At 28.5% G+C, this 15,047-nt stretch carries 14 protein-coding genes and 1 tRNA gene; 8 read left to right on the plus strand and 7 right to left on the minus strand.

What is annotated here, in order from left to right; genetic code table 11:
- Positions 1-5 precede the first annotated feature (5 nt).
- Both QZZ11_RS09180 and pyrB read left to right on the plus strand, forming a co-directional pair.
- Entirely contained in the window at positions 6-740 is a 735-nt protein-coding gene (locus QZZ11_RS09180) for a tRNA (adenine-N1)-methyltransferase (protein WP_292475557.1), read from the plus strand.
- Positions 741-753: 13 nt separating this feature from the next.
- A complete protein-coding gene (gene pyrB / locus QZZ11_RS09185) occupies positions 754-1,671 on the plus strand; it encodes an aspartate carbamoyltransferase (protein ID WP_292475560.1) in 918 nt (305 codons plus the stop codon).
- Positions 1,672-1,680: 9 nt separating this feature from the next.
- On the opposite strand, the gene QZZ11_RS09190 is transcribed toward pyrB, so the two are convergent.
- Positions 1,681-2,832: an orc1/cdc6 family replication initiation protein gene (locus QZZ11_RS09190; RefSeq protein ID WP_292475561.1), complete on the minus strand. Its 1,152-nt coding sequence runs from the start codon at positions 2,830-2,832 to the stop codon at positions 1,681-1,683.
- Between the two features lie 762 nt (positions 2,833-3,594).
- On the opposite strand from QZZ11_RS09190, the gene QZZ11_RS09195 reads away from it, so the two are divergent.
- The 3 genes from QZZ11_RS09195 to QZZ11_RS09205 all read left to right on the plus strand — a co-directional run bounded on the left by QZZ11_RS09195 (position 3,595) and on the right by QZZ11_RS09205 (position 6,044).
- Positions 3,595-4,554 carry a cobalamin biosynthesis protein gene (locus QZZ11_RS09195; protein ID WP_292475563.1) on the plus strand — a complete coding sequence of 320 codons (960 nt, stop codon included), beginning with the start codon at positions 3,595-3,597 and terminating at the stop codon, positions 4,552-4,554.
- A gap of 15 nt (positions 4,555-4,569) precedes the next feature.
- A complete protein-coding gene (locus QZZ11_RS09200) occupies positions 4,570-5,559 on the plus strand; it encodes a cobalt-precorrin 5A hydrolase (RefSeq protein WP_292475565.1) in 990 nt (329 codons plus the stop codon).
- 227 nt (positions 5,560-5,786) lie between these two features.
- Positions 5,787-6,044: a UPF0147 family protein gene (locus QZZ11_RS09205; protein WP_292475584.1), complete on the plus strand. Its 258-nt coding sequence runs from the start codon at positions 5,787-5,789 to the stop codon at positions 6,042-6,044.
- On the opposite strand, the gene QZZ11_RS09210 is transcribed toward QZZ11_RS09205, so the two are convergent.
- A complete protein-coding gene (locus QZZ11_RS09210; RefSeq protein WP_292475567.1) occupies positions 6,034-6,612 on the minus strand; it encodes a class II aldolase/adducin family protein in 579 nt (192 codons plus the stop codon). The genes QZZ11_RS09205 and QZZ11_RS09210 overlap by 11 nt on opposite strands.
- Before the next feature lie 13 nt (positions 6,613-6,625).
- Positions 6,626-8,095 (minus strand): DNA-directed DNA polymerase II small subunit, encoded by a 1,470-nt coding sequence (locus QZZ11_RS09215; protein WP_292475568.1) that lies wholly within the window; start codon positions 8,093-8,095, stop codon positions 6,626-6,628.
- A 133-nt stretch (positions 8,096-8,228) separates the two neighbouring features.
- On the opposite strand from QZZ11_RS09215, the gene QZZ11_RS09220 reads away from it, so the two are divergent.
- Complete coding sequence (locus tag QZZ11_RS09220; protein ID WP_292475570.1) at positions 8,229-8,846, plus strand: hypothetical protein; 618 nt, start codon at positions 8,229-8,231, stop codon at positions 8,844-8,846.
- A 194-nt stretch (positions 8,847-9,040) separates the two neighbouring features.
- Positions 9,041-10,141, plus strand: coding sequence for a precorrin-3B C(17)-methyltransferase (gene cobJ / locus QZZ11_RS09225; RefSeq protein WP_292475571.1), 1,101 nt, complete (start codon positions 9,041-9,043; stop codon positions 10,139-10,141).
- 61 nt (positions 10,142-10,202) lie between these two features.
- On the opposite strand, the gene QZZ11_RS09230 is transcribed toward cobJ, so the two are convergent.
- The 4 genes from QZZ11_RS09230 to QZZ11_RS09245 all read right to left on the minus strand — a co-directional run bounded on the left by QZZ11_RS09230 (position 10,203) and on the right by QZZ11_RS09245 (position 13,632).
- Positions 10,203-11,057, minus strand: a complete 855-nt coding sequence (locus QZZ11_RS09230; protein WP_292475573.1) for a 4Fe-4S binding protein — start codon at positions 11,055-11,057, stop codon at positions 10,203-10,205.
- A 35-nt stretch (positions 11,058-11,092) separates the two neighbouring features.
- A complete protein-coding gene (gene dapF / locus QZZ11_RS09235) occupies positions 11,093-11,971 on the minus strand; it encodes a diaminopimelate epimerase (RefSeq protein WP_292475576.1) in 879 nt (292 codons plus the stop codon).
- A complete protein-coding gene (gene lysA / locus QZZ11_RS09240) occupies positions 11,968-13,257 on the minus strand; it encodes a diaminopimelate decarboxylase (RefSeq protein WP_292475577.1) in 1,290 nt (429 codons plus the stop codon). Before lysA ends, dapF begins: the two co-directional genes overlap by 4 nt.
- Before the next feature lie 299 nt (positions 13,258-13,556).
- Positions 13,557-13,632 (minus strand) — tRNA-Arg (locus QZZ11_RS09245).
- Between the two features lie 299 nt (positions 13,633-13,931).
- On the opposite strand from QZZ11_RS09245, the gene QZZ11_RS09250 reads away from it, so the two are divergent.
- A partial coding sequence (locus tag QZZ11_RS09250; protein WP_292475580.1) for a dihydroxy-acid dehydratase occupies positions 13,932-15,047 on the plus strand: 1,116 nt, incomplete at its 3' end.

The following is a 15,047-nucleotide window of genomic DNA, read 5'->3' on the forward strand; positions in this document are numbered from 1 at the left end:
ATAATATGAAGATAATAGTAGACCGTAAAAATAGAAAATATGTGGTACATGATAAGGAATTTCACACGGAAAAAGGTGTAATTCCAGAGGAAGATATAAAAAATGCAAATGTTGGAGATGTTCTTGAAACACATTTGGGAAAAAAATATACTGTCATTGAACCTAACATAAATGATTACATAGAATTAATGAAAAGAAACTGTTCTATAATATTGCCACAGGATTTAGGGTTGGTTACCGGTTTTACTGGTATTGGATACGGTAGTAAAATAGTTGAATCGGGTACTGGTGCTGGAAGTAGTCTACTATTTTTTGCTAATATTATAGGTCCAAAAGGTCATGTTTATAGCTATGAAATAAGAGAAGATTTTGTAGAAATAATTAAAAAGAACATTGATGGAACTGATTTTGATAATATTACTTTATATAATCAGGATGTGACTGAAGGTTTTAAAGAAGAAGATCATAGCATTGATTTAGTTTTCTTGGATTTACCTAAACCATATGAAGTGATTGAAGATGCATACAGAATTTTAAAGACGGGTGGTTTTATTGCAGTTTATACTCCTTATGTCGAACAGTTCCAAATAGTAAATAAGGTTCTTGGAAAAACAGGATTTAAACATATTACTATTCGGGAAGGTAATGTTAGAGAAATAGAAATAAAAAATAATAAAACCAGACCTAATAGTCGAATGGCTGGTCATACTGGTTATATTACTTTTGCAAGAAAAATGTAGTGAGATGATTTTGATGAGTTTCAATTTAGAGAATATTATTTCAATTAGAGATTTTAGTAAAAATGATGTAGAGTACATATTAAAAAAAGCTGAAAAAATGGAACCTATTGCCAGAAGTGAAAAAGTCTGTCATGAAAAAGATGGAAAACTTTTAGGTGTTATGTTTTATGAACCTTCAACTCGTACTAGATTATCTTTTGAAACTGCTATGAAAAGGTTAGGTGGGGATGTCATAGGTTTTGGTCAAAAACAGGGAACAAGCGTACAGAAAGGTGAAGTATTATATGACACAGCACAGATAATAGCACAGTATACTGATGCATTAGTTATCAGACATGACATGGAAGGAGCTGCTCGTTTTATAGCAGATAATGTTGACGTACCTGTAATAAATGCAGGTGATGGTGCAGGTCAACATCCTAGTCAGACATTACTTGATTTATATACCATCAAAAGAACAAGAGGCAATTTAAATAATTTAAAAATAGCATTGGTGGGTGATTTAAAATATGGACGAACTGTACACAGTTTAGTTTATGCACTTGCAATGTTTAACATTGAAATGATATTTATTGCTCCTGAAGAGTTACAAATGCCTTCAGAAATAATTAATGATTTAACAAAGATGAATTGTAAATTTACTCAGAAATCAACATTGCTTGATAATTTAGATGATATTGATGTTTTATACATGACCAGAATACAGAAAGAAAGATTTCCGGATCCAAAGGAATACTTAAAAGTTAAAGGTCAATATACTCTTAAAAAATCAAATATTGAAGGAACTGATATTATTTTAATGCATCCTTTACCAAGAGTTGATGAAATAGACTTTGATGTTGACTCATTGGATAATGCCATGTATTTCAAACAGGCATTTTATGGAGTTCCTGTAAGAATGGCAATATTGGATTCAGTAATAAAAAAATAAAAAAAAGAATTAATTTTTGTACATTAAAGCTTTGTCAATTAAATCCGTGTCACATTGAAGAGTAATAATATTTGTTCTTCCTCTTCCTCTTCCCCTTGAAATTGTATTTGCAGAAATTAAACCTAACATTTCCAGTTCATTTATAAAATCAAACAATCTTCTGTATGATACTTTATCATTTTTAGCAAGATCCTGATATACTTCATATAATAAACCTGAAGTAATTTCTTCTTTTTTCTGAGTTAAAATAGTTATAGCTTCCAATACTTTTTGTTGTTGTATAGGTAAAGTCATTACTATGTCAATAATTTTATTATGTTCAATACGATCTTTAGCCTCTTTAACATATTCTTCAAGGATTACATCAGATTCCTTTTCATCAGCTATTTCACCAGAAGTTTTTAATAAATCCAATGCATAACGTGCATCTCCTTCTTCTTTAGCTGCTAATGCTGAACATAAACTAATAACTCCATCTGAAATTGCTCCTTCATTAAAAGATAATTTTGAACGTTCTTGAAGAATATCAACTAATTGTTGAGCATTATATGGAGGGAAAACAATTTCTCTATCTCTTAAACTGCTTTTAACTTTAGGTTTAATAAAACGTTTGAAATCAACATAATTACTTATTGATGTAATAGAAACATTATCAGTTCTTGTTAAAGTATATAAAATGTTATCCCCATCATTTTTTAATATAACATCTATTTCGTCAAGAATAACAATAAGTATTAAATCATCACCTAATGAATTACTTTTAAACAAGTTTCTGAATGTGTTAACAACTTCTGCTTTTGTCCATCCTCTGAAAGGAACTGGTTTTCCTAATAATTGACATAATTTAGCCAGAATTTGGTATTCAGTATTGTAATCTGTACAACGAATATATTCAATTCTTATATTAAGATTATTCTGTTGAGCTACTTCTTCAAGTTGATTTTTAGCATATAATGTAACTGCAGTTTTTCCTGTACCTGTTTTACCGTATATTGTGATATCTTGTGGTGTAATTTTACTTAGAGCTTCAACCCAGTATTTAGCAATTGATGTAATTTTTTCATCCCTGTGAGGTAAAGTTTCAGGAATAAAACGATGATCTAAGTATTCCTTTGATTTAAAGATTGTTGGTTTTTCTTTCATTTCTACAAATATATTCATAAAAATCTCTCGCTAGTTATATTTCAAATAAAATTATATTTGTAATAATAATATTTCAAGTGAAAAATAAATAATATTATATTATTTAACATAATATAAAAACCTTTAGAGAGAGGGACGTGTATTTCAAGTGTAAAATTATATTGTATACCCCCCTGAAATTTTTGAAAAAACAAAAATTGAAACCAAAGAAAAATGAATATATCATCTAAAAAGTATTAGAAAAACGTTAAAATTAAAAATAAAATAAATAATATAATAATAAATAAAAATAAATAAAATATATTAATAAAATAATAAAATAATAATAATATAATAATATAGAATAATAAATAATAATAATAATATAATATTATATTAAATAAATAATTATAATCCTTTATTTAGATAAAAATAACTATTATATATTCTATTTTTATAATTTTTCAAAACAATTAAAAAAGTAATACAATAATACTTTTATTTATTTTTTTATTACTTCAAATATTATTATTATAAAATATTACACTTGAAATTTATGTATATACTTTTATTATCCAATAAAATATTTTTTATTACACTTGAAATTGATGTCTATCTATATCATTTTTTTTCTTATATTTTTTTACACTTGAAATATACCTCTATTTATTTTATTCAAAAAATCAATTTTACTTTACACTTGAAATATATGTCTCACTATTTCAACGAAAAAATTTTGAATCAAATTTTACAGTTGAAATACACCTCTATTATATACTTTAATATATATAATTAAAATTAATGACATACGAAACATTAGTATACAACATTTCAATTATTGTTATTTCAATAATAATTGATATGATCATTGGTGAAGTGCCAAACAAAATTCATCCTGTTATTTTAATGGGAAATCTGATTGATAAATTAAAAAATTATTTACCAAACACTAAATTTTCAGGTTTACTGACCATTTTGATAACAGTATCTGTTTTCACATTCATTAGTTTAACACTGTTAATATTATGTGCTTATATCAATGTTTGGCTATTTGTTATATTTGCTTCATTATTATTGTCAACAACATTTTCAATTAATTTTCTTATTGAATCAGTAAGAAATATTCAAAAAGATCTTGAAGAAGACATTGAAAAGGCAAGAAAATCCATGTCATATCTTGTAAGCAGAAATACATCAGAACTAACAGAGTCACGAATAACATCAGCAGCTATTGAAACATTGACAGAAAATATAACTGACAGCATTATTTCTCCTTTATTCTATACGACAATACTTTCTTTATTATTTGGTATTATAATTGGAATAATTGGTGCTGTAATATACAGAGTTTCAAATACAATGGATGCTATGCTAGGATATAAAACAAAAGAATTAATAAACATAGGTTGTTTTCCTGCAAAATTAGATGACATTTTAAATTATATTCCAGCCAGGTTAACAGGTTATTATGTGGTATTATCATCATTTATACTCAGATATGATTACAAACAGTCTTATGATGTAATGAAAAAATTTGCATTAAAGACGCCAAGTCCAAACAGTGGTTATCCAATGGCTGCTACAGCAGGAGCATTAAATATTACTTTGATTAAAGAAGGAGTATATGAGTTAGGATATGGAACAGATGAATTAACTAAAGAAAAGATTTCAGAAGCTATTAAAATTACTAAAGTTACTTCAATATTGTTTATTTTAACAATTGTAATTATTTACTTCATAATTATGTTTTTAGTATTATAAATTAAGGTTTTAAAAATGAATATTGCAATTTTATCCGTTACAAATCAAGGAAAAGAGATATCAGACATTTTGTTTGAAAATTTAAAGGATAATCCTTTAATATTGAATGTATCTCAATATCATAAAAATATTATATCTACAATCAATGACATATTTGATAAATATGATTGTATCATTGGAATTATGGCATCCGGAATTATGATTAGATCCATAGCTCCTCACGTAAATTCTAAATTATCAGATCCTGCAGTTTTACTTATTGATGATAATGCAAACTTTGTAATCAGTTTATTGAGTGGACATTTTGGTGGAGCAAATGATTTAACATTAAAAATTGCCAATATTCTTGATTCAACACCCGTTATAACAACATCCACTGATGTTAATAATAAAACAGGTATAGATTCAATTGCAAAACGTTATTACTGTTCTTTGGAAAATCCTAAAAATATAAAATTTATTAACAGAGCTTTAATAAATAATCATATAGTTGACCTGTATTTGCCACATAAATATTCTTTTATATTGGATGATAATGTAAACAAATCCTATTCTATTCATTTTGATGATGATTATGATTCTATCGTTTCTGTTATAGATGATCATGAAGTTATTTTAAAACCGAAGCAAATGGTTATGGGAATAGGTGCCAGAAAAGATATTTTAACAAGTAAAGTAAAAAATGCTATAAATCAGGCATGTTCCATCCTGGAAATTCCCGTTTCACGAATTGATTTTTTTGCCACGGCAGATGTTAAAGAACATGAAAAGGGTATTGTTGATAATATCAATGAATTAAATAAAGATTTGATTATTATTCCTATGGACGATATTAAATCTTATCAGAATGATGAATGTTCCAAATCCGATTTTGTTATGAAACAGTTTGGTGTTAAGGGTGTTTGTGAACCAACGGCGCTTATTGCAAATGGAAAAGATTCCCATTTAATATTTAAAAAGACTGCATATGATGGTGTAACTATTGCTGTAAGTTTGAAAGATTAATTATTTACACTAGAAATCTATGTCTTTTTTTTATTTTCATTAAATCATTTTTTAATAATTTATTTTTTCATGATATTTATAAAAACATTTATTTTTTATATTATGATTAACATAAATATTATAATATTATATACTAGTATTGAAAAATTTAATTTATTTTATTAATTAGAATATCGATAATCATTAACAATAATTTTTTAAAGGGAGTGTAGTTTATGTCTGACATAATGAATAATGAAGAAATATTTGCAAATTGTACTGAAATATTATCACAAATAATCAATGATAACAGTGTACCAAGAAATATAAGAAAAGCAGCAGAAGATTCAACAGTTCTTTTAGCAAAAGAAGATGATGAACCTACAATTAAAGCCAGTACTGTTATCTCAATTTTAGATGATATAAGTAATGATCCAAACATTCCAATTCATGCAAGAATTTTAATTTGGAACATCTTAAGTGAATTGGAAGCAGTTAAAGATTAAGAACATGAGTAATATATTGAGTTTTAGCTATTCCTTCTATGTATTCACATAGTAGTGTAGCTTCATCAATATTTTTACCTACTGTAATAACCCCATGGTCTTTCAATAAGACTTTATCCTCATTTTTCAATGCATCACTTGCATATTTAGCTAATTTTTTACTTCCCGGTGGATAATAATCAACTTCAGTTATATATTCTCCAGTAATTTCACCAAAACCTTCTAATTGACGTAATTTTTTATTACTGAAAGCAAAAGCTGTTGCATAAGGTGAATGTACATGAACAACACTATTTACATCAGATCTGTTTTTATATACACCTACATGTAAATTAGTTTCCATAGAAGGAACTTTATTATCAACAGATGTGTAACTTAAATCATTTATGTTAACTTTTATAACATCTTCATGACTTAAACTTTTAAAGTCGGTTCCTGATGCAGTTATATACATAAATTGTTTACTTTCATCAAGAATACTTATATTTCCTGCTTTACCTAAAATCATTTCTTTATCATAAATATGATGTGCTGTTTTAACTATTTTTTCAATAATATTATTATCCATTATATCACCAAAATCAATCATTCGTAAAATCTAAAAGTTGCATGGTTCCTCTTTTAATAACAGGTACCTGACCATAAGTAGGAACAATGTTATAAATTTTCTGGAACTCTGTCTGTTTTTGGAACGTTCCTGAATTTAACATATGTATTCCTTTATATTTTACGTGAGAATTAATATGAACATGACCTGTATGTAATATGTCAGGAACTTCATCCATCACCATGTAATCTTCGAATTCACTGGCTAATGGGGTTCTTTCACCATAAATAGGGGCTAAATGTCTTTTTTCTAGCAGCAATTTCATTATTTTATCGGTATCTGCATGAGTATATCCATTCAATGCCATTACAATATCATCAAAACTACGTCCATGATAAACCTGAACATTAATGTTATCCAGTTTAATCATTGATGGATTACTTACCATTTCAACATTTTTCTGATGACATAATTCCTTAGCATATTTTTCAGTCAATGCAGGTTGTGGTTCTGCTAATCTGGTTGCATCGTGGTTACCTGGAGAAATGATTATAGGAATATCTGTAACATCTCCTAAAAGTCTGGCAGCTTCATCATACTGGTCATATATATCCTTAATTTTCAATTCCTTTTCCTGGTTAGGATAAACTCCGATACCATCAACCAGGTCTCCTCCGATAATCAAATATTTCACATCATTAGCTACGTCCTGTTGTTCTTCAGAACCATAGTTTCCATTAATCCATTTAATAAATCTGTTAAATGCCCCTTCATCAAACTGTTTACTTCCTATGTGAACGTCAGAAATAAATACAACGGAAAAATCCATAGGTTTATCTACAATTCTTCTTTGTATGCTTGGATGTGCAATTTCATCTGCACGAATCAGGTTTCCGTTTGTACTTCCGGTAATTCCGATAACTTCATCTTTAACAATGGTTTGACTGCTTTCAAGTAAGTCCTCATTATCTTTAAGTACGATTACACTACCAGTTCCTGTCGGATCTTCTATTTCAATGATTTTATGACCATTTTTTGTGTTATTAATATTGTTTACAATTCCAATCACATGAAGATTATCTATATTTGTTTTAGTGTTTTTTAAATCTTCAACTTTATTGTATTCAGGATTTTCCTGTATAATCTTTTTAAGTTTTTCAAATCTGCTGTTGAAATACTTATTTAAATCCTTAATATCTCCGTCAGTATATGATTTATTGGTAATGTCCATTGTAACTTCATAAGGCGTTTCCTGATTTTTACGTATTTCCCTTGTTTTCGGATTTTCTATTACTGATTCATGTATACGTTGTCTTTCATGTTTTTGATACTCTCTTATGGTTTTAGTAGTAATTATATATTGATCGTTATCATTCTGTTCAATATATTCTATCAATTCATTTATTAAATAATCAGTGTCATTATTAGCTTTAATTTCCGCATATGCATTGTTATTTAATAATAAATTTACCTCTTGGAATTTTTTAATTATATCACTGGACATGAAAATCAACTTCACTATTTTTATTATTAATATTATATTTTTGATAAGCTTTAAAAATATGTATATATTATAATCTACTTAAAAATATATAGAATATATATTTTAATAATTAGGAAAAATCGGAGGGTGAATTATGTCAAGAATATTAAAAATATTATTATTCATATTAGGTATCATTCTATTTTTTGAAATAGGATTATTTGCTTCTTATACTCTTATTTCATCCGAACCAATAAATCCTTTAGATTTATTATCAGTTCAGTTGGATGAGGGTTCTGATTTGGTTTCTTCTGTTACAGGTGAAAAAAAATTAAATGATCAGGATACATTAAACATTACTAATAGTGAAAGTGTTGCATTAGTATTGAATAATCTAACAAATTTAAGTGTTAATCTGAATTCGGTTTCGGCGAAAATATCAAATGATGATACGGGAAACCAGACCATAACAATAACTGCATTAGCCACTAAAGATACTCAAATAACTTCCGGAGGATATATACAAATTTTACCGGAACAAACTTACAGTATTACTGCTACAGCTATCGGTGAAGTATACTCTTCCGGAAAAGTAAGGGTTAATACCACATCAATTACACTTAAAGAAAGAATTGTGTTATACAATCAAAACGGTAATTCAAATACCAATCAATCTATTGAAAGTTTAATGAATTATACAAATAACAAAACAAACGACAATAATAAAAATGTAACATCTGCTTCAAATAATCAACAAAAAACAAGAGCATAATTTATATCCTTCTTTTTTTATTATTTTTTAAAATTTAATTTAATTTTTTTACTGATTTTATAAATCAATATATAAATATAATAAAAAATACATTATAATTCACAGAGAATAATACTATACAATTCGCATTTTGAAGATTAAATTTTTATTGAGTATTATTTACAAATTATATTTTTTTTAGGGGAATAAATAAAATGATAAGTTTAATTGGAATAGGATCTAAAAGAGAACATATGACTCTCAAAGCAGCAGATAAAATTAAAGAATCTGATGTAATAATTGCATACCATCCTTACCTTGAACACATACAGGATTTATTGGAAGGTAAAGAAGTGTTAAGCAGAGGTATGGGAGATGAAATGGAAAGAGTGGAACTTGCAATAGAACTCGAAAAGGAAGGAAAAAAAGTTGCAATTATAAGTTCAGGAGACCCGGGAATCTATGGAATGGCAAACGTATACTTCCAGATAATTGATAAATACAGTGATTTGGAATTTGAAGTAATACCTGGAGTAACAGCAGCAACATATTCAGCAAGTGCATTGGGAGCACCTTTACATGACCTTGCAATAATCAGTTTAAGTGATTTGTTAACTCCTTTAGAAGAAATTCAAAGGAAAATTAAACATGCGGCAATAGCAGATTTGGTAATTGCATTTTACAACCCAAAAAGTAAAACCAGAACAATACCATTTGAAACAGCATGTGATATATTAGTGGAAAACAGAAATCCTGAAACACCGGTAGGTATTGTAAAAACAGAAGGAACAGAAACAATAACACAAATCTGTAAACTAAAAGAATTGAAAGACCAGGATATTCATATGTCTACAACAATCATTGTAGGTAACTCCATGACCTATGTCAAAAAAGGAAAAATGATTACTCCACGCGGATATAAAATGACTGCAAAATTACCTGAACAAACAGAAGAATTCTATGCAAGATTCTTTGATGGAGATATACAGATAGGACAAAACACTGACTGTGAATATTTCCCATGTCATAATGATGAAGAAAGCTGTACATTCTGTTACTGTCCGTTTTATCCATGTGCTGATGGATCAACAGGGGGTAAATGGATAACAGATAAAAATGTATGGAACTGTAAAGACTGTAACTGGGTACATCAAACAGCCGTTGTTGATGAAATACTTGATTACGTTAAAGAAAATATCAAGTCCATGGAAGACTTTGATAAAAAGAAAAAAGAGTTACTCAAATTAAGAAGAGCAACTATTTACAAAACAAGAGATTTAAACTTCAACCGTAATTATGATTTGGATGAAGAATAATTATCCAAAATAATTATTTTTTTTTATTTTTTTTTACACTTGCAATACACGTCTAGTTTTTTCATGATTTAATGTTAACCAATGAATTAATCTTATCAAACACACCGTTAACATCTTTTTTATCATAAATCAACTTAATTGCATTAGTAGGACAATTATTACTGCACTGACCACAACCTATACAAATGTCATCATCAACTTTAGCTTTACCATTTTCTATAGTTATACATTTGGCAAAACAGACTTCCTTACATTTTCCACAACCAACACAATCATCAACATCAAGCTGAACAGATACACCCGGAAGTTTATAGAAATCATTTTGAATAGTATCACTTAAATTAGGATATACTCTCCAAAGACAACAGCAAGGACAACAATTACATATAGTCAACAATTCTTCGTTAGGTCCAACACCCATCCAGACAGAATCCATCTTATTTCTACCCATAATATGAATTAAACCAGCTTCTGCACACTTATCAATGTGTTCCATAGCTTCTTCACGTGTAACTTCCCTACAATGTCTTCTGGATATTTTTCTTGTAGTTTTTCCGAGAAATATACAGCCTAAATCTCTTGGATAATCAGTACACTCTGTGGAATTTCTGCATAAACATTTGTTCATAATAACAATGTCATCAGCTTCATTAATTACACTCTTAATAATGTCACTGGGCATAACAATCATATCAGGTTTGGATATATCGTAATCCATCCTAATTGTTTGAGAAGAAATATTCTTGACACTCTGATTACTAGGTATGAAATATGTACCATCATGTTCAAATAAAGTCTTTTTAATTATCTTATCAATTATTTTAGACTTTCTGGTCCAACCTGCAACCATAAATCTAAGATGGAATATTCTCTTAACCAAAGCAATACTCAAATCAATATATTTTATTCTTCTCATTTTTATGCACTTTTATAAAAAAATTTGAAGTTGAATTAAAATTCAACATTCATAGTAGCTTCGTAAACTGTAACTGCAGCTCCTTTCATTGTTGCTGTAAGATATTCAGTGTGATCAGTTATAGTGATGTCTAAATCCCCACCGGATAAATGAGCATGTACCTTTTCATTAAGTAAACCCATTTTATAACCTAACAAAACACAACTGGTTGTACCTGTACCGCATGCAAATGTAAATCCTGCACCACGTTCCCATGTTAAAATATTAATCTCTTCAGGAGTTTCAATATTTACAAAATGAACATTCACCTTTTCAGGGAAAGCTTCATGAGTTTCAATACGAGGACCATAGAAATCAAGGTTAATATCTTCTATGTTGGTATCAGTAAAACATACAGCATGAGGGTTACCTACACTAACGGAACTCATCCTTATAATTTCACCTTCAACATCAATATCCTCATCAATAAATTCCTCAGTATTTCCACTAGGAGCTATAGCAGGAATATCTTCAGGTTTAAAGAATCCTTTACCCATATCAATTTCAATACTGGTAACCTCATCATCTTCAACAGTAAGTCTTGCTTCTTTAATATCCTCCATGGTTTCTATTTGCATAGTTTCTTTTTTAACAATACCTTTGTCAAAAACATATTTTGCTAAGCAACGAATACCATTTCCACACATTTCAGCTTCACTACCGTCACTATTGAATATACGGAATCTAACGTCAGCTTTATCAGATTTACAAGCAAAAATTACACCATCAGCACCTACATTAAACCTTCTGGTTGAAATTTCTTCACTAATCTTATTTTTGTGTTCTTCAGGTATAACTTCTTCTGTAGTTTCATTGATAACAATGTAATCATTACCAAGAGCATGCATTTTAGTAAATTCTATTTCAATACTCATTTTAATAACCTTGTTGGGATTTTTTGACCATTAAATAAGTCACTGAACTCTTCTCTTCTTCTAATTACATCAACTTCATCTTTATTAACCAATACTTCAGCAGGTCTAGGTCTTGAGTTATATTGAGAAGCCATACTGAAAGCATATGCACCTGCATTTAATATTGCAAGAAGATCTCCTTCTTCAAGTTTAGGCATAGGTCTATCTCTAGCGAATAAATCTCCACTTTCACATAAGTTTCCGGCAATATCAATTTCTTCAACATTATCCTCATTCATTTTGTTAGCTACTACAATATGGTGGTAAGAACCATACATTGTTGGTCTTTGTAAAGTACCAAATCCACAATCCACACCAGCAAATTTACGGTAACTTTCTTTAATAGTATTAACTCTTGTTAATAACACTTCAGAATTACCTACTAAGAATCTTCCAGGTTCAATATAGAATGAAGGACTTCCCATATCATATTCTTCAAGTTTTGATCTGAACAATTTAATAATGTCAGTTGTGAATGTTTCAAGATCTAATTCTTCTTCATCTGGTTCATAAGGAATACCGAAACCACCACCGAAGTCCAAGAATTTAAAGTCAATTCCAACTTCTTTATGAACTTTTCCAGCAATGTCCATCATTGTTTCTACAGCTAACATAAACGGTTCAGATTCTAATATTTCAGAACCTATATGTGAATGCATACCAATAGGTTTAAATCCTAAATCAATAGCTTTTTGGTAAACTTCTACTGCCTCATCTTCCCTAATTCCAAATTTACTTTTTGGACCACCAGTAATACAGTGTTCATGATGACCTGCTTCTACCATAGGATTTACTCTAATGGATATTTCTTTCCCTTCAGTTCCTTCAATAGTACTTAATCTTTCCAATGCTGAAATACTATCAAGGTTTAAAGTAACTCCTGTTTTATGAGCATATTCCAATTCTTCGGTTGTTACATTGTTTCCAGTGAAAACTATTCTATCAGGAGTAAATCCTGCAAGTAAAGCAGTGTAAATTTCACCAGGACTCACTGCATCAATATAACTTCCTTCATCTTCTAATATTTTTAATACAGCTAAACTTGTGTTAGCTTTTGCTGCATAACACATATGTAAATCTTCATATTTACTACTGAATGCAGTGTATAATTTATTATAGTTATTTCTAACTTTTTCTTCATCAATTACATATAATGGAGTTTTAAATTCTTCAGCTAAATCATTAGCATCAAATTCTCCAATCATTAAGTGATTATCTTTAGTTTTTAAATTAAAATCATATGGCATATTATCGTTTCCTTTGATAATTATCTTAAAAAAAAGTTATATTATTATATATACTCAAAAAAAGTTCTTTTTTAATAATATGATTTTTTTACTTAATATATTTATTGTATTTTTTAAGTTTACTTAATCATTTTAAACTTATTTCTATTATAAAATAGGATATAATTAATAATTTAATAAATCATTTCATAATATGTCAATATTCTAATCAATAATGATAATATAATATAATATTTTTTAGCAATAGTTAAATCAATTAAATTTTTTTAAAAATAGGTTTAGAAAAATTTTGTTAAAAACGAGCCCGAGGGGATTTGAACCCCCGATCTTGGGATCCGAAGTCCCACGTCATAATCCTGACTAGACTACGAGCCCTTTTATATGTGGATATAAATTTAACAAAATTAACTTTTTCAAGTCAATATATATTATCTTTAAACTTATATATTTATTTTAGTATTTTTATCATTATTTATTCAAAGTATATTTATGTTTTTTTAACTTTTTTTTATCGAATATTTTTTTTTAATTATTTTTTTTATCTAATAATATAAATAAAATATTATTAGTCATTATGAATATAATATATATTATATAATGTTGAAAAAAGATAAAATTGTTTTATGTTTCAATAACCAAATTTTTATTTATTTTTATTATAAGGATATGATTTTATGAGAAGTGACAATATTAAAAAAGGAATTAATAGAACATCTCATCGTTCATTACTTAGAGCATGTGGATTGAATGATGAAGATATGGAAAAACCATTTATAGGTATAGCAAACAGTTATACTGATATTGTACCTGGACACATACACTTAAAAGATTTAGTACAAGATGTCAAAGAAGTAATTAGATCTGAAGGTGGAGTTCCATTTGAATTTAACACAATGGCTGTTTGTGATGGAATAGCAATGAACCACGAAGGTATGTATTTTTCATTACCATCAAGAGAGATTATTGCTAACACAGTTGAAAGTATGGCTATGGCTCATCAATTTGATGCTTTAATTTGTATGCCTACCTGTGACAAAGTAGTACCTGGAATGTTAATGGCTGCTGCTAGATTGGATATTCCAACCATATTTATTACTGGTGGTCCTATGATGCCGGGTAAATTCCATGGAGAAGTTGTTGATTTTATAAATGTTACAGAAGCAGTTGGAGCAACACAATCTGGAAAAATGTCTGAAGAAGATTTATATGAACTTGAAAGATGTGCTTGTCCTGGAGCAGGTTCTTGTGCAGGATTATTCACTGCAAACACTATGGCCTGTTTAACAGAAACTCTTGGTATGAGTTTACCTGGATGTGCAACAGCTCATGCTGTAAGTGATAAAAAAGTTGACATAGCAAGAAAATCAGCAAAAGCTATTTTTGGTCTTATTGAAAAAGATATTAAACCATCAGATGTTATGACTCAGGAGTCATTTGAAAATGCTATTGTGGTTGATTTAGCATTAGGTGGATCTACTAATACAACCTTACACATACCAGCTATAGCACATGAAGTTGGTGGATTGGATGTAAATATTGACTTATTTGATAAATTAAGTCATGAAGTTCCATATATCTGCAGTATCAGACCTGGTGGTAACAACAGAATGATTGATGTGGATAATGCTGGTGGAATACCAGCTGTAATGAAAAACTTAGAATCATTATTACACACTGACTGTGTAACATGTACTTCAAAAACAGTTGAAGAAAACTTAACAGAAGTAACTGATATTGATTATGATGTAATTCATACTATTGACAGTCCTGTAAGAACTGAAGGTGGAATA

This window comes from Methanosphaera sp. (assembly GCF_016282985.1).
GTDB lineage: Archaea > Methanobacteriota > Methanobacteria > Methanobacteriales > Methanobacteriaceae > Methanosphaera.

Excerpts from the sequence above, each read along its gene's own strand:
- QZZ11_RS09180 (WP_292475557.1), top strand. The coding sequence starts at position 6 with ATGAAGATAATAGTAGACCGTAAAAATAGAAAATATGTGGTACATGAT.
- pyrB (WP_292475560.1), top strand. The coding sequence starts at position 754 with ATGAGTTTCAATTTAGAGAATATTATTTCAATTAGAGATTTTAGTAAA.
- QZZ11_RS09190 (WP_292475561.1), bottom strand. The coding sequence starts at position 2,832 with ATGAATATATTTGTAGAAATGAAAGAAAAACCAACAATCTTTAAATCA.
- QZZ11_RS09195 (WP_292475563.1), top strand. The coding sequence starts at position 3,595 with ATGACATACGAAACATTAGTATACAACATTTCAATTATTGTTATTTCA.
- QZZ11_RS09200 (WP_292475565.1), top strand. The coding sequence starts at position 4,570 with ATGAATATTGCAATTTTATCCGTTACAAATCAAGGAAAAGAGATATCA.
- QZZ11_RS09205 (WP_292475584.1), top strand. The coding sequence starts at position 5,787 with ATGAATAATGAAGAAATATTTGCAAATTGTACTGAAATATTATCACAA.
- QZZ11_RS09210 (WP_292475567.1), bottom strand. The coding sequence starts at position 6,612 with ATGGATAATAATATTATTGAAAAAATAGTTAAAACAGCACATCATATT.
- QZZ11_RS09215 (WP_292475568.1), bottom strand. The coding sequence starts at position 8,095 with ATGTCCAGTGATATAATTAAAAAATTCCAAGAGGTAAATTTATTATTA.
- QZZ11_RS09220 (WP_292475570.1), top strand. The coding sequence starts at position 8,229 with ATGTCAAGAATATTAAAAATATTATTATTCATATTAGGTATCATTCTA.
- cobJ (WP_292475571.1), top strand. The coding sequence starts at position 9,041 with ATGATAAGTTTAATTGGAATAGGATCTAAAAGAGAACATATGACTCTC.
- QZZ11_RS09230 (WP_292475573.1), bottom strand. The coding sequence starts at position 11,057 with ATGAGAAGAATAAAATATATTGATTTGAGTATTGCTTTGGTTAAGAGA.
- dapF (WP_292475576.1), bottom strand. The coding sequence starts at position 11,971 with ATGAGTATTGAAATAGAATTTACTAAAATGCATGCTCTTGGTAATGAT.
- lysA (WP_292475577.1), bottom strand. The coding sequence starts at position 13,257 with ATGCCATATGATTTTAATTTAAAAACTAAAGATAATCACTTAATGATT.